Annotated in this window: 32 protein-coding genes and 1 tRNA gene; 14 read left to right on the forward strand and 19 right to left on the reverse strand. The window is 60.3% G+C overall.

The genetic code is table 11. The features are described 5' to 3' along the window. Positions 1–90 precede the first annotated feature (90 nt). Genes ribB through nusB form a run of 3 tightly spaced genes read left to right on the forward strand, consistent with a single transcriptional unit; the run spans position 91 to position 2245 of the window. Positions 91–1212, forward strand: coding sequence for a 3,4-dihydroxy-2-butanone-4-phosphate synthase (gene ribB, locus ACR0KX_RS05390; RefSeq protein ID WP_170621575.1), 1122 nt, complete (start codon positions 91–93; stop codon positions 1210–1212). A gap of 2 nt (positions 1213–1214) precedes the next feature. Further along, on the forward strand, positions 1215–1766 hold the full coding sequence (locus ACR0KX_RS05395) for a 6,7-dimethyl-8-ribityllumazine synthase (protein ID WP_170621576.1): 552 nt from the start codon (positions 1215–1217) through the stop codon (positions 1764–1766). After that, the gene (gene nusB / locus ACR0KX_RS05400; protein ID WP_170621577.1) at positions 1763–2245 is read left to right on the forward strand and encodes a transcription antitermination factor NusB; all 483 of its coding nucleotides are present in this window, start codon (positions 1763–1765) and stop codon (positions 2243–2245) included. Before ACR0KX_RS05395 ends, nusB begins: the two co-directional genes overlap by 4 nt. A gap of 156 nt (positions 2246–2401) precedes the next feature. Here nusB and ACR0KX_RS05405 read toward each other — a convergent pair whose 3' ends face one another. After that, positions 2402–3181, reverse strand: coding sequence for a helix-turn-helix transcriptional regulator (locus ACR0KX_RS05405; protein WP_170621578.1), 780 nt, complete (start codon positions 3179–3181; stop codon positions 2402–2404). Positions 3182–3275: 94 nt separating this feature from the next. On the opposite strand from ACR0KX_RS05405, the gene ACR0KX_RS05410 reads away from it, so the two are divergent. Then, positions 3276–3581: a hypothetical protein gene (locus tag ACR0KX_RS05410; RefSeq protein ID WP_170621579.1), complete on the forward strand. Its 306-nt coding sequence runs from the start codon at positions 3276–3278 to the stop codon at positions 3579–3581. Positions 3582–3794: 213 nt separating this feature from the next. Here ACR0KX_RS05410 and ACR0KX_RS05415 read toward each other — a convergent pair whose 3' ends face one another. Together ACR0KX_RS05415 and ACR0KX_RS05420 are read right to left on the reverse strand one after the other, a co-directional pair. Then, entirely contained in the window at positions 3795–4220 is a 426-nt protein-coding gene (locus ACR0KX_RS05415; RefSeq protein WP_170621580.1) for an SRPBCC family protein, read from the reverse strand. Beyond that, positions 4217–4537, reverse strand: coding sequence for a metalloregulator ArsR/SmtB family transcription factor (locus ACR0KX_RS05420; RefSeq protein WP_170621581.1), 321 nt, complete (start codon positions 4535–4537; stop codon positions 4217–4219). Before ACR0KX_RS05420 ends, ACR0KX_RS05415 begins: the two co-directional genes overlap by 4 nt. Before the next feature lie 115 nt (positions 4538–4652). Between ACR0KX_RS05420 and ACR0KX_RS05425 the strand changes: the two genes are divergently transcribed. Beyond that, a complete protein-coding gene (locus tag ACR0KX_RS05425) occupies positions 4653–5084 on the forward strand; it encodes an MmcB family DNA repair protein (RefSeq protein WP_170451551.1) in 432 nt (143 codons plus the stop codon). A 6-nt stretch (positions 5085–5090) separates the two neighbouring features. On the opposite strand, the gene ACR0KX_RS05430 is transcribed toward ACR0KX_RS05425, so the two are convergent. Continuing rightward, positions 5091–5279, reverse strand: coding sequence for a DUF6324 family protein (locus ACR0KX_RS05430; RefSeq protein WP_170451549.1), 189 nt, complete (start codon positions 5277–5279; stop codon positions 5091–5093). A 14-nt stretch (positions 5280–5293) separates the two neighbouring features. Between ACR0KX_RS05430 and ACR0KX_RS05435 the strand changes: the two genes are divergently transcribed. Both ACR0KX_RS05435 and ACR0KX_RS05440 read left to right on the forward strand, forming a co-directional pair. Next, entirely contained in the window at positions 5294–5839 is a 546-nt protein-coding gene (locus tag ACR0KX_RS05435; protein WP_480708392.1) for a GNAT family N-acetyltransferase, read from the forward strand. Between the two features lie 47 nt (positions 5840–5886). After that, positions 5887–5963: transfer RNA gene (locus ACR0KX_RS05440), tRNA-His, on the forward strand. A gap of 72 nt (positions 5964–6035) precedes the next feature. Here ACR0KX_RS05440 and ACR0KX_RS05445 read toward each other — a convergent pair. The 10 genes from ACR0KX_RS05445 to secG form a co-directional block, all read right to left on the reverse strand. After that, on the reverse strand, positions 6036–6842 hold the full coding sequence (locus tag ACR0KX_RS05445; RefSeq protein WP_170621583.1) for an ABC transporter permease subunit: 807 nt from the start codon (positions 6840–6842) through the stop codon (positions 6036–6038). 91 nt (positions 6843–6933) lie between these two features. Continuing rightward, positions 6934–7821: an ABC transporter permease subunit gene (locus ACR0KX_RS05450; RefSeq protein WP_170621584.1), complete on the reverse strand. Its 888-nt coding sequence runs from the start codon at positions 7819–7821 to the stop codon at positions 6934–6936. Positions 7822–7903: 82 nt separating this feature from the next. Further along, the gene (locus ACR0KX_RS05455; RefSeq protein WP_170451541.1) at positions 7904–8653 is read right to left on the reverse strand and encodes a transporter substrate-binding domain-containing protein; all 750 of its coding nucleotides are present in this window, start codon (positions 8651–8653) and stop codon (positions 7904–7906) included. 33 nt (positions 8654–8686) lie between these two features. Further along, a complete protein-coding gene (locus ACR0KX_RS05460) occupies positions 8687–9463 on the reverse strand; it encodes an amino acid ABC transporter ATP-binding protein (protein WP_170621585.1) in 777 nt (258 codons plus the stop codon). A gap of 125 nt (positions 9464–9588) precedes the next feature. Then, entirely contained in the window at positions 9589–10332 is a 744-nt protein-coding gene (locus ACR0KX_RS05465) for a phosphate/phosphite/phosphonate ABC transporter substrate-binding protein (protein WP_480708393.1), read from the reverse strand. A 5-nt stretch (positions 10333–10337) separates the two neighbouring features. Continuing rightward, positions 10338–10775, reverse strand: a complete 438-nt coding sequence (locus tag ACR0KX_RS05470; protein ID WP_170517782.1) for a tellurite resistance TerB family protein — start codon at positions 10773–10775, stop codon at positions 10338–10340. Positions 10776–10795: 20 nt separating this feature from the next. Further along, the gene (locus tag ACR0KX_RS05475) at positions 10796–11245 is read right to left on the reverse strand and encodes a tellurite resistance TerB family protein (RefSeq protein WP_170451533.1); all 450 of its coding nucleotides are present in this window, start codon (positions 11243–11245) and stop codon (positions 10796–10798) included. A gap of 183 nt (positions 11246–11428) precedes the next feature. After that, on the reverse strand, positions 11429–12205 hold the full coding sequence (locus tag ACR0KX_RS05480) for an isocitrate lyase/PEP mutase family protein (RefSeq protein ID WP_170621587.1): 777 nt from the start codon (positions 12203–12205) through the stop codon (positions 11429–11431). Positions 12206–12302: 97 nt separating this feature from the next. Beyond that, positions 12303–13946 carry a CTP synthase gene (locus ACR0KX_RS05485; RefSeq protein ID WP_170451529.1) on the reverse strand — a complete coding sequence of 548 codons (1644 nt, stop codon included), beginning with the start codon at positions 13944–13946 and terminating at the stop codon, positions 12303–12305. A 160-nt stretch (positions 13947–14106) separates the two neighbouring features. Continuing rightward, complete coding sequence (gene secG / locus ACR0KX_RS05490) at positions 14107–14472, reverse strand: preprotein translocase subunit SecG (protein WP_170453086.1); 366 nt, start codon at positions 14470–14472, stop codon at positions 14107–14109. A gap of 151 nt (positions 14473–14623) precedes the next feature. Between secG and nthA the strand changes: the two genes are divergently transcribed. The 5 genes from nthA (at position 14624) to ACR0KX_RS05515 (ending at position 17994) form a co-directional block, all read left to right on the forward strand. Next, the gene (gene nthA, locus ACR0KX_RS05495) at positions 14624–15238 is read left to right on the forward strand and encodes a nitrile hydratase subunit alpha (protein WP_170451527.1); all 615 of its coding nucleotides are present in this window, start codon (positions 14624–14626) and stop codon (positions 15236–15238) included. Further along, on the forward strand, positions 15235–15912 hold the full coding sequence (gene nthB / locus ACR0KX_RS05500) for a nitrile hydratase subunit beta (protein WP_170621588.1): 678 nt from the start codon (positions 15235–15237) through the stop codon (positions 15910–15912). The genes nthA and nthB overlap by 4 nt, the downstream gene beginning before the upstream one ends. Then, on the forward strand, positions 15909–16247 hold the full coding sequence (locus tag ACR0KX_RS05505) for a nitrile hydratase accessory protein (protein WP_170451523.1): 339 nt from the start codon (positions 15909–15911) through the stop codon (positions 16245–16247). Before nthB ends, ACR0KX_RS05505 begins: the two co-directional genes overlap by 4 nt. A gap of 215 nt (positions 16248–16462) precedes the next feature. Then, a complete protein-coding gene (locus tag ACR0KX_RS05510) occupies positions 16463–17758 on the forward strand; it encodes an adenylosuccinate synthase (protein WP_480581701.1) in 1296 nt (431 codons plus the stop codon). Further along, positions 17758–17994, forward strand: a complete 237-nt coding sequence (locus tag ACR0KX_RS05515) for a DUF2842 domain-containing protein (protein WP_170517799.1) — start codon at positions 17758–17760, stop codon at positions 17992–17994. The genes ACR0KX_RS05510 and ACR0KX_RS05515 overlap by 1 nt, the downstream gene beginning before the upstream one ends. A gap of 89 nt (positions 17995–18083) precedes the next feature. Here ACR0KX_RS05515 and ACR0KX_RS05520 read toward each other — a convergent pair whose 3' ends face one another. After that, complete coding sequence (locus ACR0KX_RS05520; protein WP_170517802.1) at positions 18084–19634, reverse strand: midas domain-containing protein; 1551 nt, start codon at positions 19632–19634, stop codon at positions 18084–18086. Between the two features lie 219 nt (positions 19635–19853). On the opposite strand from ACR0KX_RS05520, the gene ACR0KX_RS05525 reads away from it, so the two are divergent. Then, positions 19854–20465 carry a thiamine diphosphokinase gene (locus ACR0KX_RS05525; protein WP_480708015.1) on the forward strand — a complete coding sequence of 204 codons (612 nt, stop codon included), beginning with the start codon at positions 19854–19856 and terminating at the stop codon, positions 20463–20465. Here the strand turns inward: ACR0KX_RS05525 and ACR0KX_RS05530 are convergent. The 4 genes from ACR0KX_RS05530 to ACR0KX_RS05545 are packed head-to-tail and all read right to left on the reverse strand — an operon-like array spanning position 20410 to position 23884. After that, complete coding sequence (locus ACR0KX_RS05530) at positions 20410–21324, reverse strand: DMT family transporter (RefSeq protein WP_170451513.1); 915 nt, start codon at positions 21322–21324, stop codon at positions 20410–20412. The genes ACR0KX_RS05525 and ACR0KX_RS05530 overlap by 56 nt on opposite strands. Before the next feature lie 45 nt (positions 21325–21369). Then, positions 21370–21786 (reverse strand): GFA family protein, encoded by a 417-nt coding sequence (locus tag ACR0KX_RS05535; RefSeq protein WP_170517811.1) that lies wholly within the window; start codon positions 21784–21786, stop codon positions 21370–21372. 21 nt (positions 21787–21807) lie between these two features. Continuing rightward, complete coding sequence (locus ACR0KX_RS05540) at positions 21808–23181, reverse strand: L-serine ammonia-lyase (protein ID WP_170621590.1); 1374 nt, start codon at positions 23179–23181, stop codon at positions 21808–21810. Position 23182: 1 nt separating this feature from the next. Beyond that, entirely contained in the window at positions 23183–23884 is a 702-nt protein-coding gene (locus tag ACR0KX_RS05545; RefSeq protein WP_170621591.1) for a glutathione S-transferase family protein, read from the reverse strand. Between the two features lie 169 nt (positions 23885–24053). Between ACR0KX_RS05545 and rpiA the strand changes: the two genes are divergently transcribed. Next, on the forward strand, positions 24054–24842 hold the full coding sequence (gene rpiA, locus ACR0KX_RS05550) for a ribose-5-phosphate isomerase RpiA (protein WP_170621592.1): 789 nt from the start codon (positions 24054–24056) through the stop codon (positions 24840–24842). The last annotated feature ends 121 nt before the right edge of the window (positions 24843–24963 follow it).

Consider the following 24963-nt stretch of genomic DNA (forward strand, 5'->3'; position numbering starts at 1 on the left):
CCTGACAGGCCAGCGCCGTTTGCGCTCTGGCCTTTGGGCGCAGTGTGGTCTATCCCGCCTTGCAGAAATGCTCTTGTGAAAGGCTGCCCCATGAGCTTTGAAACCCCCGGTCCGGTCGAGGCCCAACTGCGTGACGCGATCAGCCCGATCGAAGAGATCATCGACGAGGCGCGCAAGGGCCGGATGTATATCCTGGTCGATCACGAGGATCGCGAGAACGAAGGCGATCTGGTGATCCCGGCTGAATTTGCCGATGCCGAGGCGATCAACTTCATGGCCACCCATGGGCGCGGGCTGATCTGTCTGCCGATGACCGCCGAACGCGTGGATGCTCTGGGCCTGCCGATGATGGCCGTGAACAACTCGTCGCGTCACGAGACGGCCTTCACCGTGTCGATTGAAGCGCGCGAGGGTGTATCCACCGGGATTTCCGCCGCCGACCGCGCGCTGACGGTGGCAACTGCGATCAACGAGCAGAACACGATGGCCCATATCGCAACCCCCGGCCATATCTTCCCACTGCGTGCCAAGCGGGGTGGGGTACTGGTGCGTGCAGGCCATACCGAGGCCGCCGTAGATATCTCGCGTCTGGCGGGGCTGAATCCGTCGGGTGTCATCTGTGAGATCATGAAGGCTGACGGCACCATGGCGCGTCTGCCCGATCTGGTGGAATTCGCGCAAGAGCATGACATGAAGATCGGTACGATCAGCGATCTAATCACCTACCGGTCGCGCAATGACAATCTGGTAGTCGAAACCTCGCGTGAAACCGTCAACTCGGAATATGGCGGCGAATGGGAGATGCGGATTTTCACCGATCAGACGCACGGCATCGAGCATGTGGTGATGGTCAAAGGCGATGTGACTACACCAGAGCCGGTTCTGACCCGCACCCACGCCCTGCACGAAGCGCCGGATATTCTGGGCCTCGGCCCCAAATCCTCGCGCGAGTTGCCGCGCGCGATGGAGAAGATCGCAGAAGAGGGGCGCGGCGTGGTCTGCCTGTTCCGGCAGCCGCGTAACTCGCTGTATGCGGCCGAAGATGAAGGCCCGCGCACGATCAAGCAAACCGGTCTGGGCGCGCAAATCCTGTCCAAGATGGGCATTCAGGAACTGGTGCTGCTGACGGACTCGCCTGAAACCGTATATCTGGGGCTCGACGCGTTTGGCCTGTCCATCGTCGGTACCCGTTCGATCCTGAAGGAAGACTGATCATGGCTGCTCAAGACGAACATGGCGTTTTGCCGACACCCAAATTCGACAAGCCGGTGAAGCTGTTGATCGTGGCGGCCCCTTTCTATCGCGCGATTGCAGACAACCTGATCGCCGGTGCGAAGGCCGAGATCGAAGCAGCTGGCGGCGCCTGTGAGGTTGTCGAGGTGCCCGGCGCGCTGGAGATCCCCACCGCCATCGCTATGGCGGACCGCCAGTGCAATTTCGACGGCTATGTCGCACTGGGCTGCGTCATTCGCGGTGAGACCACGCACTATGAGACTGTCTGCAACGACTCCAGCCGCGCCATTCAGTTGCTGGGCCTGCAGGGCCTGTGCATCGGCAACGGCATCCTGACTGTGGAAAATGACGATCAGGCCGAAGTTCGCGCCAACCCCGAAAAGATGAATAAAGGCGGCGGCGCGGCTGCTGCGGCCTTGCATCTGATCGCGCTCAGCCGTAAGTGGGGCTCTTCCAAAAAGGGCGTCGGATTCAAGCCGCCGTCCGAGTCCATCCTTGTGGCGGGCGACAGCAACGGACCCTCGACAGCATGACCAAGACAGACGCGCCGAAACCGGCCAACCAGAAACGCCTGATGAAATCCGCCGCCCGGCTTTATGCCGTGCAGGCGCTGTTCCAGATGGAGCAGTCGGGCCAGACGACCGAAGCCGTCGTGAATGAGTTTCTGGATCACCGGTTTGGCGCTGTCTATGAAGGGGACGAGATGCTGGATGGCGATATCAGCGTCTTCCGCTCGCTGGTGGACAATGCTGTGAACTATCAGGCTCCGATTGACCAGATGACCGACCGTGCGCTGGTCGCCAAATGGCCGATCTCGCGCATCGATCCGACCCTGCGGGCGCTGTTCCGCGCCGCCGGGGCCGAACTGACCCAAAGCGACACGCCGCCCAAGGTGGTTATCACCGAATTCGTCGACGTCGCGCGCGCCTTCTTCCCTGAAGGCAAAGAGCCGAAATTCGTCAACGCCGTGCTGGACCACATGGCGCGTGAGGCCCAGCCCGAGGCGTTCTGAGCCACATCACCGGACGACAAGAATAAGGCGCAGACTCGAAACCGAGCTGCGCCTGAACGTTTGCAATACACTTGTTAAAACAAGCCTCCGGTGTCCACCACTCACAGTTTTATCCAAAGACACCAGCACTTTAACGGAAATCCTCTGACGCGCCACCTATCGATTCCGATAGCGCTGCGGATCGATCAGGCCCAGCTGCATCGCGCGGACCAAGGCGGATTCGCGGGTTGGGGCCTGCAGTTTGTCACGCGCGTTTTTCAGATGGGTGCGTATCGTGATCTCGGACAGGCCCAATTGTTCAGCGATCCTGTCGTTGCGGTGGCCAAGCGCCAGCAGGTTCAGAACCTGCAATTCCCGCAGTGTCATGTCCGGCGCGGTCGGTGCGATGCTGGCGATGTCGTAGACACGGCCATGATTGCTGGGGATGTCCGACCCCAGATTGGTGGCCAGCACGGTGGCCAAGACGCGCATGTCCCGCTGCTGTTCGGTCATCATCAACTGGACGTCCTGTTGGTCCGAGGCCAGCACGACCAGCTTGGCCTCGTTGTCGGGGCAGGGCACGACCAGAGAATACAGGTGGATATATCCGGCCTTCTCCAGATCGTGGTTCAGACCCAGCGCCTTGTCGGAATGGCCATCCGACGGTTTCAGGCTTGCGGCCTGCACGTAAAGGCTTTCCTTGCCGTTCTGAACCTGCGCCAGCATGGGGTCCGCTTCGGCATAGCCTTGCGTGTCGTAGCGGTTCAGCCAGCCCTTGGACATCGAACTGCGCACCCAATGGATCGCGCCGGTCTCGGGCGTGAAGCACACCATGTTCAGCGCGTTGAATCCGATCTCGGCCAGCCGGTCTAACGTGAACTCCCACCGTTCCTGATCGTCGTGACGCAAAGACAGCGCTTCGAGTAGGTCAAGCGCGAACAGGCTGAGGGCATTCATTGAAACTCCGCATACAGTGTCGCACCCCGGCGGGGCGCGGTTTACTCTGTCCGACCATGCGCTATCCTCGTGGCATCAGACAAGGAGCTTTGTGATGCCCAAACTGATCCGCCTTTACATTACGCAAGTTGCATGGGGATTTGTGATCTCGGCTGTGTTTGTCGGCGTGCTGCTGGCGCTGAATGTCGCGAACCTGCGGGGGCTGATTTTCGGGTCCGAGGTCGGGTTGATCGCGCTTGCGATGATCTGGTTCATGAACGGGATCGTCTTTGCCGGGGTGCAGTTCGCCTACAAGATCATGAGCATGGCCGAAAAGCCCGGTGGTCCGCGTCGCGGATCGCCCGTCGTGCACAGCTTCAAGCCCGCTATGGCCAAGCAGGAAGCCCGCGCAGAGCGCTGAATTTCAGGGGAAAAGTGGCGGGACCGCCAGCCAACCGTGCGGTGTGATTCCCGAGGACCTGTATGTACAGGTGGGCGCCGGGTAATCAGGCCAGGACCTGAACAGAGCCAGCCCCCTCGGAATTGCTTAAGGCCACCAGAATGCTACCTGTCACAAGAAGGGCAGAACCCGCCAAGCGCTTAGTTAGGGCGTCTGACGGGTTCGCACAAGGGGTCACGCATCAACAGTTTCGTGCAATGCCGTGCGCATCTTGCCGAAATGCTCGTCCCAGCCGTTGTCCAGCGCCAGGATAAGGCCGAAGGCGTCGGCATTCTGCGGCAGGCCTTCGTGCAACAGGCTCAGACGCGTTCCGCCCGCAACCGGAGTAAGCGTCCATTTGACCACGCTGACGGCGTCGCCCATGGGTTTCACGGTGAAGGTGTATTCCAGATATTCCGGCGCGCGCGCCTCGCGGACGTCGCCCCAGATCAAAAGGTCGCCGCTGGTGGTTCCGTACATCTCAAGCTTTTGACCCTTGGCCAATGGGCGCTGGGGTTTGTGGAACCATTCCGCCAGCCTATCGGGCTCGGTCAAATAGGCCCATACGGTTTCCGGTTCGGCCCGCAGAAAAATCGTTTTTTGTAATACAGATTTGGTCATTTGTCTTTCCTTTCAATAGCTTTCTTGAGAGAGTTGAGGCGGTCATCCCAGAACTGGTCAAAGTAGCTGAGCCAGTCCAGAACCGGGGCCATACCGCGGGGTTCTATGCGATTGATGCGTTCACGACCGCGCGCCTCAACCGTGATCAACCCGCCATCAGACAGGACCGTCAGGTGTTTCTTGACGGCGGCGCGGGTCATGTCGAAGCGGTCCGTCAGTTGGCCGATTGTCATATCCTCGGACGCCAGCAGTTTGACGATGTCACGCCGGGTAGGGTCGGCCAGCGCACGAAACGCGTTTTGGGTTAGGGTCTGCATTTGTCACCTCGGTAAAGATACCATTTGGTATCATATTAATGCAGTACCATACGGTATCATGTCAAGTCCCGTGCGGAGGCTTTACATTTGTTCACGAATTGTTCACATTTCTCACATGACACTGGATCTGCAACCCGGACAGAAACTTGCGCGTGGCGTGGCGCGTCACCTGACCGCGCATGGTTTTGTTTCCGTTGAGGAATTCGTTCCGGCGCGTGGCCTGCGCGTCGATGTGATGGGGCTGGGCCCGAAGGGTGAGCTTTGGGTGATCGAGTGTAAATCCAGTCGCGCCGATTATCAGTCGGATTCGAAATGGCAGGGCTATCTGGAGTGGTGCGACCGATTCTTTTGGGCCGTGGATACCGAGTTCCCGACCGAGCTGTTGCCCGAGGAAACCGGCCTGATCATCGCCGACGCTTATGATGCCGAGATCATCAGAATGGCACCCGAAGACAAGCTGGCCCCGGCGCGGCGCAAGAAGATGATCCAGAAATTTGCAACCGACGCGGCCCGCCGTCTGCTGGCGCTGCGTGATCCGCGAATTTGAAGCTGGTCAGTCTTTGACGGCGCGCGCCGCCTGTGCTGCTGCGCGCAGTTCGTCGGCGATTTCTTCAGCCTCTTCGGGGTCGAAATCCATTGGAATTTCGATGCCATCGGCCTCGATGAACAAACGCACCATCCCCTGATCGGTAGGCCCGATCTGAAGGTTGGCCTGAATGTCTCGTTCGGTGTTGATACCCATACGCGCCTCCGGGACTGAGCACTCGTGCTAGCGCGCGCGGGGTTGAGAATCAAGCCGCCAATGCGCTCAGATATGGCATGGCAAATGTGGATCTCAGACAATTCCGGGCCGAAGATGCCCCGTGGCTGGTTGAACGGCACGGCACGCTTTATGCGCGGGACGAAGGCTTTGATGAGACATTCGCCCCGCTGGTGGCACGTATTCTCGACGACTTCGTCGCGGATCACGATCCGACCTGCGAGCGCGGCTGGATCGCCGAGCGGGACGGAGAGCGGTTGGGCAGTATCTTCTGCGTCAGGCTGGATGACCAGACGGCAAAACTCCGTCTGTTCCTCTTGGTGCCCGAGGCGCGCGGTTTGGGGCTGGGCAAGCGGCTTTTGGCGACCTGTATGGGTTTTGCTCGGGCTGCCGGATACCAGCAGATGCAGCTTTGGACCCATGAAAGCCACAAGGCTGCCTGCGCGCTGTATAAGGCCACCGGTTGGCAGTTGGTGGACAGCAAACCGGTGCGGTCTTTCGGGGTCGATCTTGTCGAACAAAGCTGGAAATTTCGGCTTTAATCCTCTTGCATTCCCCGGGCGCGTTCGGTAAATCGCCCCTCACGAGTGCCGCCTTAGCTCAGTTGGTTAGAGCGCTGGATTGTGGATCCAGAGGTCCCCTGTTCAAGCCAGGGAGGCGGTACCACTTCCCCAAAATGAGACGTAAAAATCGCGCTTTTGGCGGGTTCAGTGCTGTGTGCCTAAGACGCGCCTGAATTCAGCGCGCCAGGTTCAGTTTGAACTTCATCTTGCTCTGTTTCGCGGCGGGCAAATGCCGGTTCAGGCGCTTGTTGACCAGTCCAAAGCCCCAGATGATCACCAGCGTCAGCAGGATGAAATAGAAGGCCAGAATCGGGTAAGGCACAAACGGGTTGAAGGTCTTGTCCGCGAAATAGCTGGCGTAATAGAGGGCATCTCCGCGTTGTTGCCAGGCGGGGAAGGCCGAGAAGAAGACCAGCGTTGTGGCGTGGAACAGAAAGATCGCCTCATTCGTGTAGGCGGGCCACGCAAGACGCAGCATGGTGGGCCAGACGATCCGGCGGAAGCGAGCCCAGCCGGTCATACCATAGGCGTCTGCCGCTTCGATATCGCCCTTGGGGATCGAGCGCAGGGCGCCATAGAAGATCTCACCTGAATAGGCCGCGGTGTTGAGGAACAGAACGATCAGCGCGCCCAGCCAGGCCGAGGTAAAGGCGTCGAACATCGGGTAGGGTTTCTTCAACGACAGGAAGAAGAAATAGGCGAAGAAGAATTGAATAAACAGCGGAGAGCCGCGGAACAGAAAAATGAACCATTCCGCAGGCTTGCGCAGCCATTTGTTCGGGGACGCCTTGCCGACGGCCAGCGCGGTGGCCAGAAAGAACCCGGTCGCAAGGGCCATGATGCCGAAATAGATATTCCAGATCATGCCCGAACCAATCAGGGTGAACTGTTCGCACAGGGTAAAGTCTGATTTGGGCAACAAGCGCTCGCCAATGCCGACAGAGCGGAGGGCGTAGTCCTGAATTGTCTGGATACAACTCATGCCCGGGCTCCTTGCAAAGGAGACCGCGTGCGCGAAAGCGATTGCATTGCAATCGCGTGCGGCACCCGGTTGAGGTCTTGAAGCGCGATTGTCATGCCGTCGTCTCCTTGCGCAGCAACTCTCCGCCCGCAGTGGCCTGACCGTGGGACAGGCGGCGCATCAGCCTTTCAAGCACGATTTCCGAGATGCGGGTCATGCCGAGATAGAAGATCAGCAGGAACAGGAAATACCACATGCGCCAGTCGCCATGGGGGTAATCGGTGAAGCGCGAGGTCTTGGTGCCGCCCAGTTCGCGCGCCCAATAGACGATGTCCTCGATGCCCAGCAGGAACAGCAGGGGCGTCGCCTTGATCAGCACCATCCACAGGTTCGACAGGCCGGGCAGGGCGTAGACCCACATTTGCGGCACGAGGATACGCCAGAAGGTCTGGCGGCGGTTCATGCCATAGGCTTCGGCGGTCTCAAGCTGGGCATGCGGAACCGCCCGCATCCCGCCGAACAGCACGTTGGCGGCAAACGCACCGAAGACGATCGAGAAGGTGATGACGGCCAGCACGAACCCGTAGGTTTCGTGTACCCATTCCGGTGCGCTGCCCAAGGGCAGTTTTGCGGCCTGACAGACGATGAAGTCATTGCCCTGACGCACCGGGTCGGTCCATTCGGGGCACATAACTTGGTGGCGTGTCCATTCGAACGCCTGATCCAGAGCGATGACAAAGAACAGGAAAAACGCGATGTCGGGCACGCCGCGTACGACCGCGATGTATCCTTTACCCAACCAGCTGAGCGGAGCGAAATGCGACCGGGCCGCCATTGCACCTGCAAACCCGAAACTCAGCGCGACTGGGGCGGTCACGGCCAGCAACCCGAGGACCTTCAGAAACGACAAGTAGAACGACCAGTGCACACCGTTGGTCAGGTAGCACGAGAACCAGCGGAACGTGCCCAGCGTGTCGGGATCAGCGCAATAGGAAAACATACGGCGTCTTTCGAACGTCAGCCCCGGCGTAGGGCCGGGACAGGTTCGGCGCTATGAGGGGCGCCGAACCCATGTGTGCAGATCAGTTGGTGACGACCGAACCGTCAGAGTTATAGGTCGGCACGCCTTCGCCGAACCACTTGACGATCAGCTCATTCAGTGAGCCATCGGCCTTCATCGAGGTGATCGCCTCGTCGAACTTGCCGCGCAGTTCGCCATCGGATTCGCGGATGCCCAGGCCGATGCCGCCGCCCAGCGGGACGTCATCACCGACAAAGACCAGCTCACCACCGGATTCCTCGACGATCGGGACCAGGAAGTCCTTGTCGGCAAAGACCGCATCAGCCTCACCGTTGCGCACGGCTGCGATGGTTTCTTCCGGGGTTGCGAACTCGACCAGAGTCGCGCCGGATTCGGCGACGTGACCGGCCTGAATGGTTGCGGTCTGCGCCGCAACGATGCCGCTGCTCACGTCAACGCCATCAGACGCACCGACATAGGCCGAGGCTGCAGGCGGGAAGTAGTTCTGAGTGAAATCAATAACTTCATCGCGTTCGTCGGTGATCGACATGCCCGCGATGATGGTGTCGTAGTTGCCCGACACAAGGTTCGGAATGATCGAATCCCAGTCGTTCTTGACCCATTCGCAGTCCAGATTGGCGCGTTTGCACAGCTCGTCGCCCACTTCACGCTCGAACCCGTCGATCTCGCCGGCGTCGTTGATGAAGTTATACGGAGGGTAGGCGCCCTCGGTCCCCATGCGAACCGTGTCGGCCATGGCTATACCGGCGGTCAGGGCCAGCGCTGCGGTGGACAGAATCAGGTTTTTCATTGGTTACTCCCCAGTTTGGTTCTGTTTTTGAAACTATGCCGCCTGAGTGGCGGAGAGAAAGCCCCGAAGCCGTTCGGATTCGGGAGAGGTAAAGATATCTTCGGCCGTGCCCTCTTCTTCGATCCGGCCTTGGTGCAGGAACACGACATGGCTGGAGATATCCGCTGCCATCTTCATGTCATGGGTCACGATGATCATCGTCCGCCCTTCGGTGGCCAGGTCCTTGATGACCTTGATGACTTCCTGCTCCAACTCGGGGTCCAGCGCCGAAGTCGGCTCGTCAAACAACAGCGCCTCGGGCTCCATGCACAGGCCGCGCGCGATGGCCGCGCGTTGCTGTTGGCCGCCGGACAGCTGCGCGGGGTAGACGTCGCATTTGTCACCGATGCCAACCTTTTCAAGGTATTTGCGCGCGCTGTCTTCCACTTCGGCCCTGTCACGGCCCAAAACGGTTACCGGAGCTTCCATGACATTTTGCAAAATGGTCATGTGCGCCCACAGGTTGAACTGTTGAAACACCATCGACAGGTTGGTGCGAATGCGCAGGACCTGCTTGGGATCGGCAGGGCGACGTCCGTTTCCTGACCCGCTCCACTTCACGGGCTCGCCCTTGAACATGATCTCGCCCTGCTGGCTGTCCTCCAACAGGTTGCAGCAACGCAGAAGGGTGGATTTGCCAGAGCCGGATGAGCCAATCAGGGACACGACGTCGCCGCGTTTTGCGGTGATGTCCACGCCCTTGAGCACCTCGAGATTACCGAAGCTTTTGTGAAGGTTCCTGATCTCGATTACGGCAGATGCGTCTGACACGGAAGGTCCAGTTGTTGTTGGTATTGGTGCGGTAATAGGGCGGAAAAACGGGCGCAATGCAATGCGCAAATCACAGATTCGTGCGGTTAATCAACCAAAATGGCCAGAGGGTATGACCAAATCGGTCAGCTTCTGCGCGCAAATGCTTCGGGCGTGGGCGGAGTTGGAACCGCAAGGTACTGATCCGCCGGAATATCGATCAACCTGCGGATGTGAAGCCGCCGTCTGTCTTCAACTGACAGGTCCACAATGGCGGACCGAACAGCCTTGGCGATCTGGTCCGCGTCTTGCCCGAGCGAGGTTATGAACGGCAGGGCAGGGGTCGGGGTCGTGCGGGCGATTTCGCATAAACGGCTGCCCAAATCTGTATGCTCATTCAGCAACTCCCATGTCAGCGCATCCAGCGATGCAAAGTCTGCGCGACCCTCCGCCACGGCCTGCGCGGCCAGTGCGTGGCCGCCTGTTTCCAAAAGCCGGGTCGGAGCCAGACCCAGCGCAGTCAGATGCGTGATCGGGGCGGCCCAACCGGATTGAGACAGCGCCTCGTTATACGCAAAAACTCCGTTGGTCAGATCGCTCAGATCGCGCGGATCATCCGCACGGGCAACAAGAACCGAGCAATAGTGGCCAGCAGGGCAGCCGAGCAGGTCGTAATCCGGGGTGCCAACCAACTGCACCTGACCATGCAGCCGGGTGCGGTAGGGCATCCCGCAGGTCTGGGCAAAGATCAGATCGGAATCCTGCCACACGTCCCAGACGTCACGGGTTCGGTCCAGATGCTGCGGGCCATAGCCCAGATTCGCATGGATCAAAGACCAGAATCGGTCATTGGCGGCGCGCAGGGCGGGCATGTCATACATGCCCAGCATCGCTGTCACGCTTTTGCAGCCTTCTGACGGGCGCGCGCCGAATCCACGTCGCTGACGCCCAGCAGGCTGACAACCAGACGCAGCAACGAATCCTCTTCGCCGGTGCGCTGACCATCGGCCAGCGCGACTGACCACATGGCCTGAACCACGGCCAGACGATCCTCGTAGGCGACGGCCTCTTTGATGGCGCGGGTAAAGCGGACGGTGTCTGGGGCCTCGGCCTCAAGGTCTTCGGCCTGGGCGCGCAGGGCTGCGGCCTCGAACGGTGACAGACCGTAGCGCTCGGCCGAGACCTTGTCGATCCGCGCCATTTCAGTGTCGGCATAGTCATTGTCGGACCGCGCGATGCGGACCAACAGGGCCGTCAGGGCCAGCCGGGCATCGTTTTCGACCAACGGGTCGGGATCTGGCTGGGTCAGCCGGGACAGAAAATCGCTAAACATGACACAGATATAGACGCGGCTTAGCTGGCTTCCAAGCGGCTTTGCACACGTTCGCGCGCGGCCTTGCTGTCATTAAAGCTCAGCCCCATGGCGGCGCGGGCCTCTTCGACGATCTTGATCTCGCCCTCGTCCGAGTCGCCATCGGCCAGCACCACCTCCCACAGGGCGTCCAACGCGGCCATGCGTTCCTCAAGGCCCGTGGTCTCGCGGATCAGCTTGCCGAAGGTGTCGGTCTCGGGGGCGGCTGCATGCAGTTTCTCGCAGGTTGCGCGCACCTTGGCGGCTTCGATTGCGTTATGCTGATAAAGACGCGCCAAAATTCGGTCGATCAGGCTGATTTCTTCCAGCTTGTAATCGCGATCCGCCTGCGCCACCCGCACCATCAACGCCCCCAACGCCAGTTCGGCATCAGGGTCAGGCAGTTGCTGGGTCTGAGGCGGTCTGAACGCCTGAAAGAACTTTTTCAACATGAGGTCAGGTTAGTCCATATTTTGTGGCACGCCAAGCTGGGACTACCCGTCATAGGCATGAATAATCACAAGATCGCCGAGAGCGACCGAATCCCGCCCAGCCTTGGCGAATTGGTATCCGCATTTTTGTGACACGGCAGGATACTGAGATTGTCCGGTCCCCAAATCTAGGTCACCAGACGCCTACTTGGCGTAGTCGATGGCGCCACGTGCCTGTTCCGTCAGCCATGCCACCATCTGGCGATAGGGCACTGGGCCGTAGCTGACACGCGCCACGCCCAACACCGCCAATCGCGGTGTGTCCGGGGTGCCGGGCAGGGCGATGATGTTGACCGGCAGCTCGGTTGCTGCGCAGAGCTGCTCAATCATCGCTTCGTCCTTCAGGCCGGGGGCAAAGAACCCGCTGGCCCCGGCGGACTGGAACGCCGCCGCACGGTTAACCGCGTCGTCCAGCATGGCTGCGTTATGCGTGTCGGCGGGCGCTTTCAGGAAGATGTCGGTCCGGGCGTTGATATAGGCCGGAACCCCTGCCGCATCACACGCCTTGCGCATCGCTTCAATCCGTGTGGCCTGTTCGGGAATGGGGTAAAGGCCATCACCGCCGACGATCTGATCCTCGAAGTTGAAGCCCACCACCCCGCAGTCCAGGGCCCGCGATACGTTTTCCGCAATTCCGTCAGGATCAGCGGCATAGGCCCCCTCGAAATCCAGAGAAACAGGCAGATCGACCGCGGCCACAATGCGTTTAGCATTGTCCAAAGCGGCCTGCAGCGGGATATTCTCGCCGTCCTTGAACCCCTGCGCCATCGCGACCGGAGCACTGCCGGTCGCAATCGCCTGCGCACCTGCGTTGCGCACGGCGGCGGCGCTGCCTGCGTCCCAGATGTTGAACAGGATGACCGGATCACCTTTCTTGTGCAGGCGGGTGAAGGTTTCGGCGTGTTGGGCTTGGGTGGTCATGGGGTATCTCCTGTCGAAGCTTGTTCAACAGTTAACCCCATGCCGGGCATTCGCTAAGCGCTTAATTGTGTCGGTACATCACTTTGCAGCGACCGGATCAGACCAGACGCGACGTGTCCTTGGCCGCGCGCACAAAGTCGCGGAACAAAGGGTGCGGATCGAACGGTTTGGACTTCAGTTCCGGGTGATACTGCACCCCGATGAACCACGGGTGGTCCGACCATTCGACGATTTCCGGCAGGCGGCCATCAGGGGACATGCCCGAGAAGTTCAGCCCCGCCTTTTCCAGCTTGTCGCGGTACTTGATGTCCACCTCATAGCGGTGGCGGTGACGTTCCTCGATCTGGGTGCCGCCATAAACCTCGGCCACTTTGGAGCCGTCGGCGAGAACCGCGTTATAGGCCCCCAGACGCATGGTGCCGCCTTTGTCATCGCCAACCTTGCGTTCGACCTTGTGGTTGCCCTGCACCCATTCTTTCAGGTGGTAAACCACGGGTTCAAACCGCCGCTTGCCCGCTTCGTGGTCAAATTCCTCGGACCCTGCCTCGGCGATGCCCGCCGCATTGCGCGCCGCTTCGATCACGGCCATCTGCATCCCCAGACAGATACCCAGATAGGGCACCTTGTGCTCACGTGCATATTGCGCCGCTTTGATTTTGCCTTCGGTTCCACGCTCGCCAAACCCGCCGGGCACGAGGATCGCGTGGAAGCCTTCCAGATGCGGGGCGGCGTCTTCGGTGTCGAAAATCTCGGCATCCACCCACTCGACCTTGACCTTGACGCGGTTGGCCATGCCGCCATGGGTTAGCGCCTCGGCAATCGATTTATAGGCGTCTTCCAGCTGGGTGTATTTGCCAACGATGGCCACCTTCACCTCGCCCTCGGCGTTGTGGATGCGGTCACTGACGTCTTCCCATTTGGCCAGATCGGGCTTGGGTGCAGGGCTGATCTGGAACGCATCCAGAACCGCCTGATCCAGACCCTCGCGGTGATAGGCCAGCGGGGCGTCGTAGATGGTCGAAAGATCCTGCGCCGCGATCACGCTGTCCGGGCGCACGTTGCAGAACAGTGCCAGCTTCTCGCGTTCCTTGGTCGGAATCGGTCCTTCCGAGCGGCAAACCAGAATATCGGGGGCCAGACCGATGGACCGCAGTTCCTTGACCGAGTGCTGGGTCGGCTTGGTTTTCAACTCACCCGACGCCTTGATATAGGGCAGCAGCGTCAGGTGCATGAACAGGCACTGACCGCGCGGCTTGTCCTGGCTGAACTGACGGATGGCTTCGAAAAAGGGCAGGCCTTCGATATCGCCGACAGTGCCGCCGATCTCGCACAGCATGAAATCAACCTCATCCTCGCCGATGGCGATGAAATCCTTGATCTCGTTGGTGACGTGCGGGATCACCTGAATGGTTTTGCCGAGGTAATCCCCGCGGCGTTCCTTTTCCAACACGTTGGAGTAAATCCGCCCCGAACTGACCGAGTCGGTCTTGCGGGCCGCCACGCCGGTGAAACGTTCATAGTGGCCAAGGTCCAGATCGGTCTCGGCCCCGTCATCGGTGACGAAAACCTCGCCATGTTCAAACGGCGACATGGTGCCGGGATCGACGTTCAGATAGGGGTCCAGCTTGCGCAGGCGCACCGAATATCCCCGGGCCTGTAACAGCGCGCCCAAGGCCGCCGAGGCCAGTCCTTTGCCCAAGGACGAAACCACACCACCAGTGATGAAAATAAATCGCGCCATAGTTTTTCGGCTGCTCCCGTGAGACGTCAAAATCAGCTGCCCGACGGTTCCGAAAAACCGCTGCATCACGGGACTTCACGTATAAAGGATTCGCGCGCATAGCGCAAGAGAACCGCAAGATGCTGTTGCAGTTCTCTTTCAGGTTTCTAGGTCTAGTGGATCAGTCGGCCTGCGGGATCAGCGGCGCGTTGTCGCCTTCTGCCGGAGGCAGCAGATCATCTGCCGACGGAACCGCAGGTGTGCTTTCTTCGGTTGCCGCAGGGGCCGGAACGCCCAGACGGTCGATCACCGAACTGCCCGAGGATTTCTGCGCCGCCAGAATGGTCAGCGTGATCGAGGTCACGATGAAGCAGGCCGCCAGAATCCAGGTCACTTTGCCCAATGCCGTCGCCGCTGCGCGGCCGGTCATGGCACCGCCGCCGCCGCCACCCATGCCAAGGCCACCGCCTTCGGACCGCTGCATCAGCACAACGGCAATCAGGCCCAAAGCCAAAAGAAGGTGGATGATGAGAACAACGTTTTCCATGGTGGTCCCGTGCAGCGTGACGTGTATCGCGTGGTACTTATGCAAGTTTCAACTTGGGGGCAAGACACGAGTTCACATCACCCCGCGTGATGTATCATATCACAGCAAAGGGACTGGACAGAGCGATAAATCCTGACGCAGGCTTCGGGCTATGCCTCATGACGATCCCGACCACCCGCACGCCCTTTTGCCACCCGAACCCGCGCTGCGCGTCAAGGCGCTGGAGACGATTCTGATCCGCAAGGGGCTGATCGATCCGGCAGCATTAGATGAGATCATCGACACCTACCAGAACAAGATCGGCCCGCAAAACGGCGCGCGCGTCGTGGCAAAGGCTTGGAGCGACCCTGATTTCAAAGCGGCACTGTTGGAAGATGCCACGCCGGTCGTTGCCGAGCTGGGGTACTACGGCCGTCAGGGTGAACACATGGTCGCCGTTGAAAACACGCCCCGGCAGCACAACATGGTCGTCTGCACCCTGTGCAGTTGCTACCCGTGGCCGCTGCTGGGTATCCCGCCCGGATGGTACAAATCCGATGCCTATCGCGCCCGTGCCGTGCGGGAGCCACGCAAAGTACTGGCCGAGTTCGGCGTTACCTTACCCGAAAGCACCGCAGTGCGTGTCTGGGATTCGACCGCCGAGATTCGGTACCTTGTGTTGCCGATGCGTCCCGAAGGCACAGAAGGTATGGGCGAGGATGAGCTGACCGCTTTGGTGACACGCGACAGCATGATCGGGACAGGCTTGCCCAAGGTGCCCTCATGACACGTGTCCATGACATGGGCGGACGCTTTGGCGATGGCGAAATCCGGCCCGAGGCTGAGGGCGCGCCGGTCTTTGCCGAAGACTGGCACGGGCGGGCTTTGGCCGTGACGCTGGCTGCCGGTTTTCTGGGGCAGTGGAACATCGACATATCTCGCCACGCGCGAGAGCGGTTGTCGCCCAAGGATTACACCCGGTTTTCCTACTATGAGAAATGGATCTCGGGCCTTGCCGATCTGTTGGTTGAACAAGGCGTACTGACCCTGGATGATCTGCGAGGGGCCGGAGATGATGCGCCGCATCCCTTGACGGACAAGACGCTGAAGGCCGAGGCTGTCGCCGCTGCACTTGCAAAAGGCGGACCAGCAGATCGGCCTTCAAACGTTGCCGCGCATTTTACGATCGGTCAGCAGGTGGTGACAGCGCGACCAACCGCCAATCGCCTTGTCGATGGTGGCCACACGCGCTTGCCAGTTTATGCAGCAGGGGCGCGAGGTCGTATCCTGCGATTGCATGGAACCCATGTCCTGCCAGATTCCAACGCGCATCGTTTGGGGGAAGCGCCGGAACCGCTATATGCCGTTGTCTTCCCGGCGTCCGAGCTTTGGGCCGCCCCCGAACACCCGGATGATGAGGTCGTGCTGGACCTCTGGCAAAGCTATCTGGAGCCCGCATGAGTGACTGCACCACACATTCCGCGCCGGAACCGGTGTTTGCCGAGCCATGGCACGCGCAGGTCTTTGCCGTAACGGTTGCCCTGAATGAAGCCGGACGTTTCGGCTGGCCCGATTGGGCGGCCCGGTTTTCGGACACGTTGAAGCGCAACGGTCTGGACCGTGAACTGGACGGCGGAGACGACTATTTCCACGCCTGGCTGGAAACGCTTGAAGGGTTGTTGGTCGAACAGGGCGCGGCGGTGTCGGAAGACGTGCAGATGCTTCACCGCGCGTGGGAGCAGGCGTATCTGACCACACCCCATGGCCAGCCGGTCCACTTGCGACCAGGCGGGTAGGGGGCGCTGCCCCCGCCGCCCGTTCCGGGCGACTCCCCCGAGATATTTTTGGCCAGATGAAGCAGGGGATCCGATCTTCATCTGGCTATAAATATCCCCGCCGGAGGCATCGCGCGCCAGCGCGATTTCCATCTGCGGCGAAATAGCGGTTTCCCTGTCCTCTGTGCCCCGTTATACGAGCCGAGTTTGATTACTCAGCACGAAAAGGACCGGATATGGCCAACGTGGTTGTTGTCGGCGCCCAGTGGGGTGACGAAGGAAAAGGCAAGATCGTCGACTGGCTCAGCGAGCGGGCGGACGTCATCGCGCGTTTTCAGGGCGGACATAACGCCGGGCATACTCTGGTTATTGATGGCGAGGTTTACAAGCTGAACGCGTTGCCCTCGGGCGTGGTGCGTGGCGGAAAGCTGAGCGTGATCGGGAACGGCGTCGTTCTGGACCCGTGGCATCTGGTCACTGAGATCGCGTCAATCCGTAAGCAGGGCGTCGAGATCACGCCCGAGACTCTGATGATTGCTGAGAATACGCCGCTTATCCTGCCGATCCATGGCGAGCTGGATCGTGCGCGGGAAGAGGCGGCCAGCAAGGGCACGAAGATTGGCACCACCGGTCGCGGAATTGGTCCGGCCTATGAGGACAAGGTCGGGCGACGCTCTGTCCGTGTTGCCGATCTGGCCGATGACGCGACGCTTGAGGCGCGTGTAGACCGCGCGTTGCAGCACCATGATCCGTTGCGCAAGGGCCTGGGCATTGATCCGGTCGATCGCGACGCGCTGGTAGCGCAGTTGAAGGAGATCGCTCAGCAAATCCTGCCGTTCGCCGCCCCGGTCTGGAAGGTGCTGAACGAAAAGCGCAAGGCGGGCAAGCGGATCCTGTTCGAAGGCGCGCAGGGCGCGTTGCTGGATATTGATTTCGGAACCTACCCGTTTGTGACCTCTTCCAACGTGATTGCCGGTCAGGCGGCGACGGGTGTGGGTATCGGCCCGGGGTCTGTTGATTTTGTGCTGGGCATCGTCAAAGCCTATACCACTCGTGTGGGAGAGGGGCCTTTCCCGACCGAGTTGGACGATGATGACGGGATGCGCCTGGGGACCCGTGGCCACGAGTTTGGCACGGTAACAGGCCGCAAACGCCGGTGTGGCTGGTTCGATGCCTGCCTTGTACGCCAGACCTGCGCGACCAGCGGCGTGAACGGCATATCGCTGACCAAGCTGGATGTTCTGGACGGGTTCGAGACGCTGAAAATCTGCACCGGTTATGAACTGGACGGTGAGCGTCTGGATTATCTGCCCACGGCAGCCGACCAACAGGCGCGCTGCACCCCGATCTACGAAGAAATGCCGGGTTGGAGCGAATCCACCGAAGGCGCGCGCAGCTGGGCCGACCTGCCCGCCAACGCGATCAAATACGTGCGCCGGGTCGAAGAACTGATCGAATGCCCCGTGGCGCTTTTGTCCACTAGCCCGGAGCGGGACGACACCATTCTGGTGACCGACCCGTTCGCAGACTGATGGGCGCGGACAAAAAGCCGGGCCTGAGTTACAAGGCCCGACGCCGCTGGTCGCTGGTGATTTTGCTGGTCGGCCTGCCGCTTTACATTGTTGCGGTGGTGACCGTTGTGAACTGGCTGGATCGCCCGTCGATCCTGGTTGAGCTGTTGGTTTACATTGCCCTTGGCATTGTCTGGGCCTTGCCTTTCAAGTTCGTCTTCCGGGGCGTCGGCAAAGAGGACCCGGACGACTCTTGACTCGATCCAGAGACGTCGCCGCCTAAACTGCGGGCAAAAGAAAAGGGCCGAGAGATGTCTCTCGGCCCTTTGTCTTTCTGACTGAGTGATCAACCCGCCGCGCGTTCATCATCCGGGCGGAAACCGATCAGGTTCGAGGCTGCGAACCGGCCCCCGCCTGCTTTCTGGATCTTGCCGTCACGCAGCAACTGACCAAAGGAGCGCAGGCTTTCTTCGCGGTTGAATTCGTTCTGCTTCAACGAGCGGACCTTGTTCATCAGCTGCGGGCGCGAGAACTGTTCCTGACCTTCGATGAAGGACAGATAGGCCGCCGCCGCTTCCAGAAGATCGGGCAGGGACTGCGCGCCCTGATCCTGCGCGAATTGCGCAAAGCCGCCTTCATCCGCTGCGATGTCGTCCTGCTGCGTGGTCACGCGGCGGGGCATGACCGGGCCGGTTTCGACGGCTTCGTCGTCTACACGCTGTTCTGCAACCAGTTTCAGCGGCGCGGCGTCATCGGATTCCGGACGCATGCTGGTGACCTGAATTTCCGGGCGGCGCGGGCTGACAACCGAGGCAAGATCGCCGCGATATTGCTGATCTGGCGAGGCCTTGTCGATTTCACCTTCGGCTTCGGTGGCCGCTACGGCGGTGCGCAGGTGCGAATATGTCTCACGCGCGTCACTGGTGGCCGGATCGCCCATCTGTTCATCAGCTTTGGCCATCAGGCGCAGAACGTCCTGATCCGATGCGCGCTCATCCGGCTGTTTCTGGTCCACGCGGTCGGACATATCTGCCTCGACGCTCGAGATTTTGTTCAGCAGGTTGACCTCGTCGTCCAGCGTCAGAACACCGGGCGCAATGTCTTGCTGAGCTTCTTCTTCGGCTTCCGCCTTCGCTTCGTGATCGCTCAGGATGTTCAGAATGCCATCATCATCCGCATCGTCTTCGGCGGTATCTTCGAAATCCGAGAACAAGACGTCGGCGGGCTGATCGTCTTCCGCCTCATCTTCAAAGAACGCGGCCGGGGCAGGCGCCGGTTCTTTCATGGCCACGGGCTGCGGCTCGAACGTTGGCTTCTGCGGTTCGAGGTCTTCGGCGCTGAGCGCACCGGCCTCGAAGGCGGCGGTTACGGCGTCAACCGGAGCCGGGGCGGCGCTGAGCAGGGCCGAGTCATCATCTTCGGAATAGGCCACAGGGGTGGCGTCCGAGTGCGAGACCACGGCGCGGATGCGCTGCAGTTTCGCGGCGATGCTGTCGGCAGCAGGGGCAGGCACGGCATCAGCTTGTTCAAACGACGTCTGCGGCGCGGGCTGGTGTACCGGCATCGGGGCCGGAGTTCGGGCCACGTTCACCTCAGATGGTACGGGGGCAGGGGCAGGCGCGGCCAACGGTGCGGGGGTGGCTTCGGTGGCGCGCAGCAACAGGCCGCTTTCGCTTTGCCGGGCTTCCACGTGCTGCGAGGCGTCGCGCTGTGCAATACGGGTCAGCATCTCGGCATCGGGCTGGGGGGGTTCCGAACCGAAATACCGGTCATCTGCTGCGAGGTCGCGAAAATACTCGGCAATGGACTTCATCGTTTCGAACGAGTCGTCAAACCCTTCCAAAGTGCAGGAGAAAGTCCCATAAGAAACGGTCAATACCTTGTTATTCTGTACCATCAGACGCACGTCCTCTACAAACTACGAGAGCCAACCTACCCGGAATCGGGCACACACATCGGCTCAGAACTTTCTGCATGAACCTATCATTTTGTGGTCTCAATGTGTCCAAATCCGGGAAAAATGATCAATCTTAGAAAAAATGAGCCGATTGTGCGTTCAAACGGTCCAATTGGCCTGTTTGGAGGGGGATTTGTCGGGTTTGAGGACCTGAATTTGGTGCTGAATCGCGTCAGATCGGTTGTCGCGGCGGATGGCGGAGCGGCCATTTTGGTCGATTCGGACATAATTCCCGAGGCCGTGATCGGCGATTTCGATTCGATGCCTCAGGAAGTGCGAGCGCAGGTTCCCTCGGATCGGTTGTTTCAAATCTCGGAGCAGAACAGTACGGATTTCGACAAGGCGCTGAGGCACATAGAGGCCCCGCTGGTGCTGGGCGCCGGGTTTCTGGGCGGGCGGCTGGATCATCAATTGGCGGTTCTGAACACTCTGGTCGCGCGCTTGGATCGTCCCTGCATCCTGCTGGGTGAACATGAGGTGGTGTTCCACGCACCGCGCTGGATCACCCTGCACCTGACACCCGGCGATATCGTGTCCTTGTTTCCGATGCGGCGCGTCACGGGGCGCAGCCAGGGGTTGGAATGGCCGATCGAAGGGTTGGTGTTCGAACCGGATGGTCGGGTCGGAACTTCGAACCGCGCGGTGTCGGATGTCGAACTGCATATGGACGGGCCGGGCATGTTGCTGATGGTGCCGCGCGCGGCGCTGGATCAGGTTATGCAGGCGTTTCTGTCGGACCAGACCGGGCGGTGGCCCTCTCACGCAGAATGACATATAGCCCGGCACCGATTGTGATCAGAATGCCAATCGCCGCGATCCCGTCGGGCAGGTCGTGAAAGATCAGCCAGCCGATCAGGGTTGCAACCGGGATTTCCAGATATTGCATCGGGGCCAGCGTGGCCGACGGCGCATAGCGCAGCGACCAGGTCATCAGCAGATGCGCGACCGTTCCCAGCACGCCGATGGCCAGCAACAGCCAGTGGGTGTTGCCAGCGGGGATGATCAAGGACAATTCCCAAATCCCCGCATTGGTGCCCCAAAGGACCACCGGCAGCAGCAGGACCGTGGCAAACACCCCGGACACGGCCTGCAGGGAGACCGGATCGGTTTCCTTGGCGATCTGACGCGTCACCAGCATGAACAAGGCAAAAACCACGGCCACGATCAGGGGCAGCAGGGCGGGCAATCCGACCTCGGCAAAGCTGGGCTGGATCACCAGCAAGGTCCCGATGAAACCGACGATACAGGCGATCAGGCGGCGCGGGCCGACCTCTTCCTGCAAGACGTATCTCCCAAGCAGCAGCATGATGAAGGGCATGACAAAGGCGATGGCAATTGCATCCGCCAGCGGCAGAAACTGCAACGCACTGAACATGGCGGTGATGCCGATGATGTGCAGAACCGTGCGGATCAGGGTCAGCCGCAGAACGCGCCCCCGCATGCGCCATGGCCGTCCCGTGACTGCAATCAGCGGGATCAGAATCGCCGCCTGTATGGCAAAGCGCACCAGCACCAGCAGGCCCAGAGGCGTTGTTTCCCCCAACAGCTTGGCCATCGAGTCGCCAAGCGGCGCAAGCACGCAAAAGCCGAGCATCAGAACGATGCCGAATACGGGACGATCCTGGGTCATGGCCGCGACGCTAGCGGTTTCGCGGCGCGGGGGAAAGCTCTGTTCTCAGGCGTCCGGAAGGGGTTGGACTTTGGTGTAATCCGGGCCGGTGCAGGTCGGCAGACCATCATCCAGATGCAGCCAGTCCAGTTTCTCTTCATGCGACACATGCAGAGTCGGTTGCAGCGCTTCGGGGGTTTCCAGCGTCGCAACATACAAGTGCAGCACATCCGACATCTTAGCCGAGCGGAAAGAGATCGGCGTTCCGCAATGCGGGCAGAATGTGCGCTCGACACCGGGAGAGGAATTGAAACTCTTCGGTTCCTCTTTGGTCCAGCGCCATTGGGTGTCGCGGACCGCGAAATAGGTGGTCATGGGCGCGGCGCATTGGCGGCGGCAGCTGTCGCAATGACACGAGACGCAGGACAGGATCGGAGGATCAACCTCAAACGCGATCCTGCCGCACAGGCAATGTCCACGCATGATGCCGCCTCCTGTCTGACCTCAGCAGTTGGGGATGTTCACAGCCAAACCGCCAAGCGATGTCTCTTTGTACTTCTCATGCATATCATGCCCGGTCTGGCGCATGGTTTCTATGACGGAATCCAAGGGTACGAAATGCTTGCCGTCCCCGCGCAATGCAAGCGACGCAGCCGAGACGGCCTTGATCGCGCCCAGGCCGTTGCGCTCGATACAGGGCACCTGCACCAGACCCGCGACCGGATCGCAGGTCATGCCCAAATGATGTTCCAAGGCGATCTCGGCGGCGTTTTCCACCTGCTCGGGCGTGCCGCCCATCACGGCGCACAAACCGGCGGCGGCCATGGCCGAGGCGCTGCCGACCTCGGCCTGACATCCCGCTTCAGCCCCCGAAATCGAGGCGTTGAATTTCACCAAACCCCCAATAGCGGCGGCGGTCAGCAGGAAATCCTCGATATGGCTTTCCGATGCGCCGGGCACGTGGTCCAGGTAATAGCGCAGCACCGCAGGCAGAACGCCTGCCGCACCGTTGGTGGGGGCGGTGACAACCTGTCCTCCGGCTGCGTTTTCCTCGTTCACGGCCATGGCGTAAACGCTCATCCAGTCGTTGATCGTGTGCGGCGCAGTCAGGTTCATGCCGCGTTCCGCCATCAGCGCGTCATAGATGCCTTTGGCGCGGCGACGCACGCTCAGACCGCCGGGCAGAATGCCATCGGTGTGCAGACCGCGTTCGATGCAATCGTTCATCACTTGCCACAGACGCGCGCTTCCTTTGGCGAAACTGTCCGCGCATCCGCGCGCGATTTCGTTTTCGCGCTTCATCTGGGCGATGGACTTGCCGCTGGAGGCGGCCATCTCCAGCATCTCGACCGCTGACTTAAAGGGGAAGGGGACCGGTGCGCCTTCATCTGTCGCTTTGCCTTCGGCCAGTTCCTCTTCGGTCAGAACAAAGCCGCCGCCGATGGAATAGAACACCTGCCGCAGGATCACATCACCCTGCGCATCGGTAGCCATCAGGATCATGCCATTGGCGTGGCCGGGCAGGTTGTGGTCGTAATCAAAGACCAGATCTGCCTTGGGGTCGAACTTCAGGGTCGGCAGCCCCTCGGGGGTGACCGTATGCGTCTCGGCAATCGCGGCCAAAGCGGCCTCGGCCTTGTCGTTGTCATAGGTGTCGGGCACGAACCCGGCCAGACCAAGAATTGTCGCCCTGTCGGTGGCATGTCCCACGCCTGTAAACGCCAGTGACCCATGCAGCGACCCGCGCAGCCCGGCGAACTCAAATGGTGAGGCGCGCATCATGTCAAGGAAACGCGCCGCAGCGACCATCGGGCCCATTGTGTGTGATGAGGACGGGCCGATGCCGACTTTGAACATATCAAAAACGGAAAGGAACATGTCAGATAGCTGAGCCTTCTGGAGGGTTGGCGTGGATCGGAGAGGTGAACGGGGTGACCCCAAGACCTTCGGCTGCAACGGCCGCACGGGTCGCGGGGCGGGATTCAAGCTGCATCAGGATCGCTTGCAGATAAGGCGTGTCGGCCAACTGATACCAACTGCGATCCGCGCTTGCCGGGTACAGCGCCATCCAGCGCATCATGCAAGCAAGGTAGTAGGTCAGGATCGATGGTTTATCTGCGCTCAGCCAGTCAAGGGCCTTTGCGGCCTCGGTATCCAGATGTTTCAGATGGGTGCGCAGCCTTGGGCGGATACCTTGGCGTAAAGGCTCGGCCTGCGCGGCATCGATGTATTTCTCGGCATAGAACAGAATGCGCAGATCGGCATGCAGCGTGTTTGATGCAAAAAACAGCCATTTCAGGAACGATGCCCGATCCGGGCTGTCCGGTGCAGGGGCAAGTTGCCCATGTGTGTCAGCCAACCACAACAGAATGGCCGCTGTTTCAAATATTGGTCCGTTGGGCGTTTCCAGAACCGGGATCAGCCCGTTTGGGTTCAGCGCGCGATAGGCCGCGCTATCCTGTTCGTTCTGCCGTCGGTCGACCAGAACGGTGTCATAGGGTTGGCCCATCTCTTCCAACACCAGCCGGATCACCAGCGAGGCGTTGTCGGGGGCATAGTGCAGGCGGTAGGACGTCGTCATGAGGTCTATTTATACCGCACCGCGAATCCAAAAAGACATGATTGCGACGTTTCCTATCGGAAACGCGTAGTCTTGCGACATCTTTCGCAGGGATGCCGGGTGAATTGGGTCTCGAAGTCGCGATGTGCATTCCGTATAAGTCTGGCAGACCAATCAGGGAATGCTGCCAATGACCGGAGAATTGTCGCCAATCGATACCGCAAAATACGTCGCGGCCCGACGCGCGGCAGAGATGGTCGAAGACGGGATGCGTGTCGGATTGGGAACCGGCTCGACCGCCGCCTGGCTGGTGCGACGTTTGGGTGAGCGCACGCAGCAAGAAGGGTTGCGGTTCAAGGGCGTCCCGACCTCGACCCGTACCGCGCAATTGGCCCGAGAGGTGGGGATCGAGGTCGTCTCGCTGGATCAGGCCGGGTGGCTGGACCTGACGATTGACGGCGCGGATGAGTTTGACGGTGGTCTGAACCTGATCAAGGGCGGCGGTGGCGCGCATCTGCAGGAGAAGATCGTCGCTACGGCCAGCGATCAGATGGTGGTCATCGCCGATGCAGGCAAAGAGGTCGAAACGCTGGGTGCGTTCCCTCTGCCGGTCGAGGTGATCCCGTTCGGCTGGCAAACCACGCGTACCCTGATCGAAGAGGCGCTGGATACGATGGATGTGCTTGGCACGACTTCCGCCCTGCGCATGAATGGCGAGGCGCCCTTTGTCACCGATGAAGGCAACCACATTCTGGACCTACATCTGCAACGGATCGGCAACGCGCGCCAGATGGCACTGGTTCTGAACCAGGTGCCGGGCGTGGTCGAAAATGGCCTGTTCATCGACATCTGCGACAAGGTTGTGGTCGGCCACGGCGATGGCCGGGTCGAGCTGCGCGATATCAACGCAGGCACGATTGAGATGGACCAGTTGATCGGCGGTGCGCGCGAAAACCTGTTTTCGGACCTTGCGGATTGATCCCGGCGCGACCTTTGATGCAAGCATCCGTGAAAAAACCGAAATATGTGCATCAAGGGGTTGGCAGTCTGGTTTTTGCGCCCAGATACCCAGAGACTTTTTGAAAGCTGAACGAAGGAAC

The sequence above is a fragment of the Ruegeria sp. BG5 genome, assembly GCF_056538425.1.

Bases quoted from the DNA above. Each gene is read 5' to 3' on its own strand.
- ACR0KX_RS05485 (WP_170451529.1), bottom strand. From the start codon at position 13,946: ATGGCGCGATTTATTTTCATCACTGGTGGTGTGGTTTCGTCCTTGGGC.
- ACR0KX_RS05520 (WP_170517802.1), bottom strand. From the start codon at position 19,634: ATGGTACAGAATAACAAGGTATTGACCGTTTCTTATGGGACTTTCTCC.
- rpiA (WP_170621592.1), top strand. From the start codon at position 24,054: ATGACCGGAGAATTGTCGCCAATCGATACCGCAAAATACGTCGCGGCC.
- ribB (WP_170621575.1), top strand. From the start codon at position 91: ATGAGCTTTGAAACCCCCGGTCCGGTCGAGGCCCAACTGCGTGACGCG.
- ACR0KX_RS05405 (WP_170621578.1), bottom strand. From the start codon at position 3,181: ATGAATGCCCTCAGCCTGTTCGCGCTTGACCTACTCGAAGCGCTGTCT.
- ACR0KX_RS05420 (WP_170621581.1), bottom strand. From the start codon at position 4,537: ATGCAGACCCTAACCCAAAACGCGTTTCGTGCGCTGGCCGACCCTACC.
- ACR0KX_RS05445 (WP_170621583.1), bottom strand. From the start codon at position 6,842: ATGAGTTGTATCCAGACAATTCAGGACTACGCCCTCCGCTCTGTCGGC.
- ACR0KX_RS05470 (WP_170517782.1), bottom strand. From the start codon at position 10,775: ATGTTTAGCGATTTTCTGTCCCGGCTGACCCAGCCAGATCCCGACCCG.
- ACR0KX_RS05535 (WP_170517811.1), bottom strand. From the start codon at position 21,786: ATGCGTGGACATTGCCTGTGCGGCAGGATCGCGTTTGAGGTTGATCCT.
- nthB (WP_170621588.1), top strand. From the start codon at position 15,235: ATGACACGTGTCCATGACATGGGCGGACGCTTTGGCGATGGCGAAATC.
- ACR0KX_RS05540 (WP_170621590.1), bottom strand. From the start codon at position 23,181: ATGTTCCTTTCCGTTTTTGATATGTTCAAAGTCGGCATCGGCCCGTCC.
- nthA (WP_170451527.1), top strand. From the start codon at position 14,624: ATGCCTCATGACGATCCCGACCACCCGCACGCCCTTTTGCCACCCGAA.
- ACR0KX_RS05415 (WP_170621580.1), bottom strand. From the start codon at position 4,220: ATGACCAAATCTGTATTACAAAAAACGATTTTTCTGCGGGCCGAACCG.
- ACR0KX_RS05465 (WP_480708393.1), bottom strand. From the start codon at position 10,332: ATGCTGGGCATGTATGACATGCCCGCCCTGCGCGCCGCCAATGACCGA.
- ACR0KX_RS05515 (WP_170517799.1), top strand. From the start codon at position 17,758: ATGGGCGCGGACAAAAAGCCGGGCCTGAGTTACAAGGCCCGACGCCGC.
- ACR0KX_RS05480 (WP_170621587.1), bottom strand. From the start codon at position 12,205: ATGACCACCCAAGCCCAACACGCCGAAACCTTCACCCGCCTGCACAAG.
- ACR0KX_RS05410 (WP_170621579.1), top strand. From the start codon at position 3,276: ATGCCCAAACTGATCCGCCTTTACATTACGCAAGTTGCATGGGGATTT.
- nusB (WP_170621577.1), top strand. From the start codon at position 1,763: ATGACCAAGACAGACGCGCCGAAACCGGCCAACCAGAAACGCCTGATG.
- ACR0KX_RS05430 (WP_170451549.1), bottom strand. From the start codon at position 5,279: ATGGGTATCAACACCGAACGAGACATTCAGGCCAACCTTCAGATCGGG.
- ACR0KX_RS05425 (WP_170451551.1), top strand. From the start codon at position 4,653: ATGACACTGGATCTGCAACCCGGACAGAAACTTGCGCGTGGCGTGGCG.
- ACR0KX_RS05450 (WP_170621584.1), bottom strand. From the start codon at position 7,821: ATGTTTTCCTATTGCGCTGATCCCGACACGCTGGGCACGTTCCGCTGG.
- ACR0KX_RS05510 (WP_480581701.1), top strand. From the start codon at position 16,463: ATGGCCAACGTGGTTGTTGTCGGCGCCCAGTGGGGTGACGAAGGAAAA.
- ACR0KX_RS05455 (WP_170451541.1), bottom strand. From the start codon at position 8,653: ATGAAAAACCTGATTCTGTCCACCGCAGCGCTGGCCCTGACCGCCGGT.
- ACR0KX_RS05395 (WP_170621576.1), top strand. From the start codon at position 1,215: ATGGCTGCTCAAGACGAACATGGCGTTTTGCCGACACCCAAATTCGAC.
- ACR0KX_RS05530 (WP_170451513.1), bottom strand. From the start codon at position 21,324: ATGACCCAGGATCGTCCCGTATTCGGCATCGTTCTGATGCTCGGCTTT.
- ACR0KX_RS05545 (WP_170621591.1), bottom strand. From the start codon at position 23,884: ATGACGACGTCCTACCGCCTGCACTATGCCCCCGACAACGCCTCGCTG.
- secG (WP_170453086.1), bottom strand. From the start codon at position 14,472: ATGGAAAACGTTGTTCTCATCATCCACCTTCTTTTGGCTTTGGGCCTG.
- ACR0KX_RS05475 (WP_170451533.1), bottom strand. From the start codon at position 11,245: ATGTTGAAAAAGTTCTTTCAGGCGTTCAGACCGCCTCAGACCCAGCAA.
- ACR0KX_RS05505 (WP_170451523.1), top strand. From the start codon at position 15,909: ATGAGTGACTGCACCACACATTCCGCGCCGGAACCGGTGTTTGCCGAG.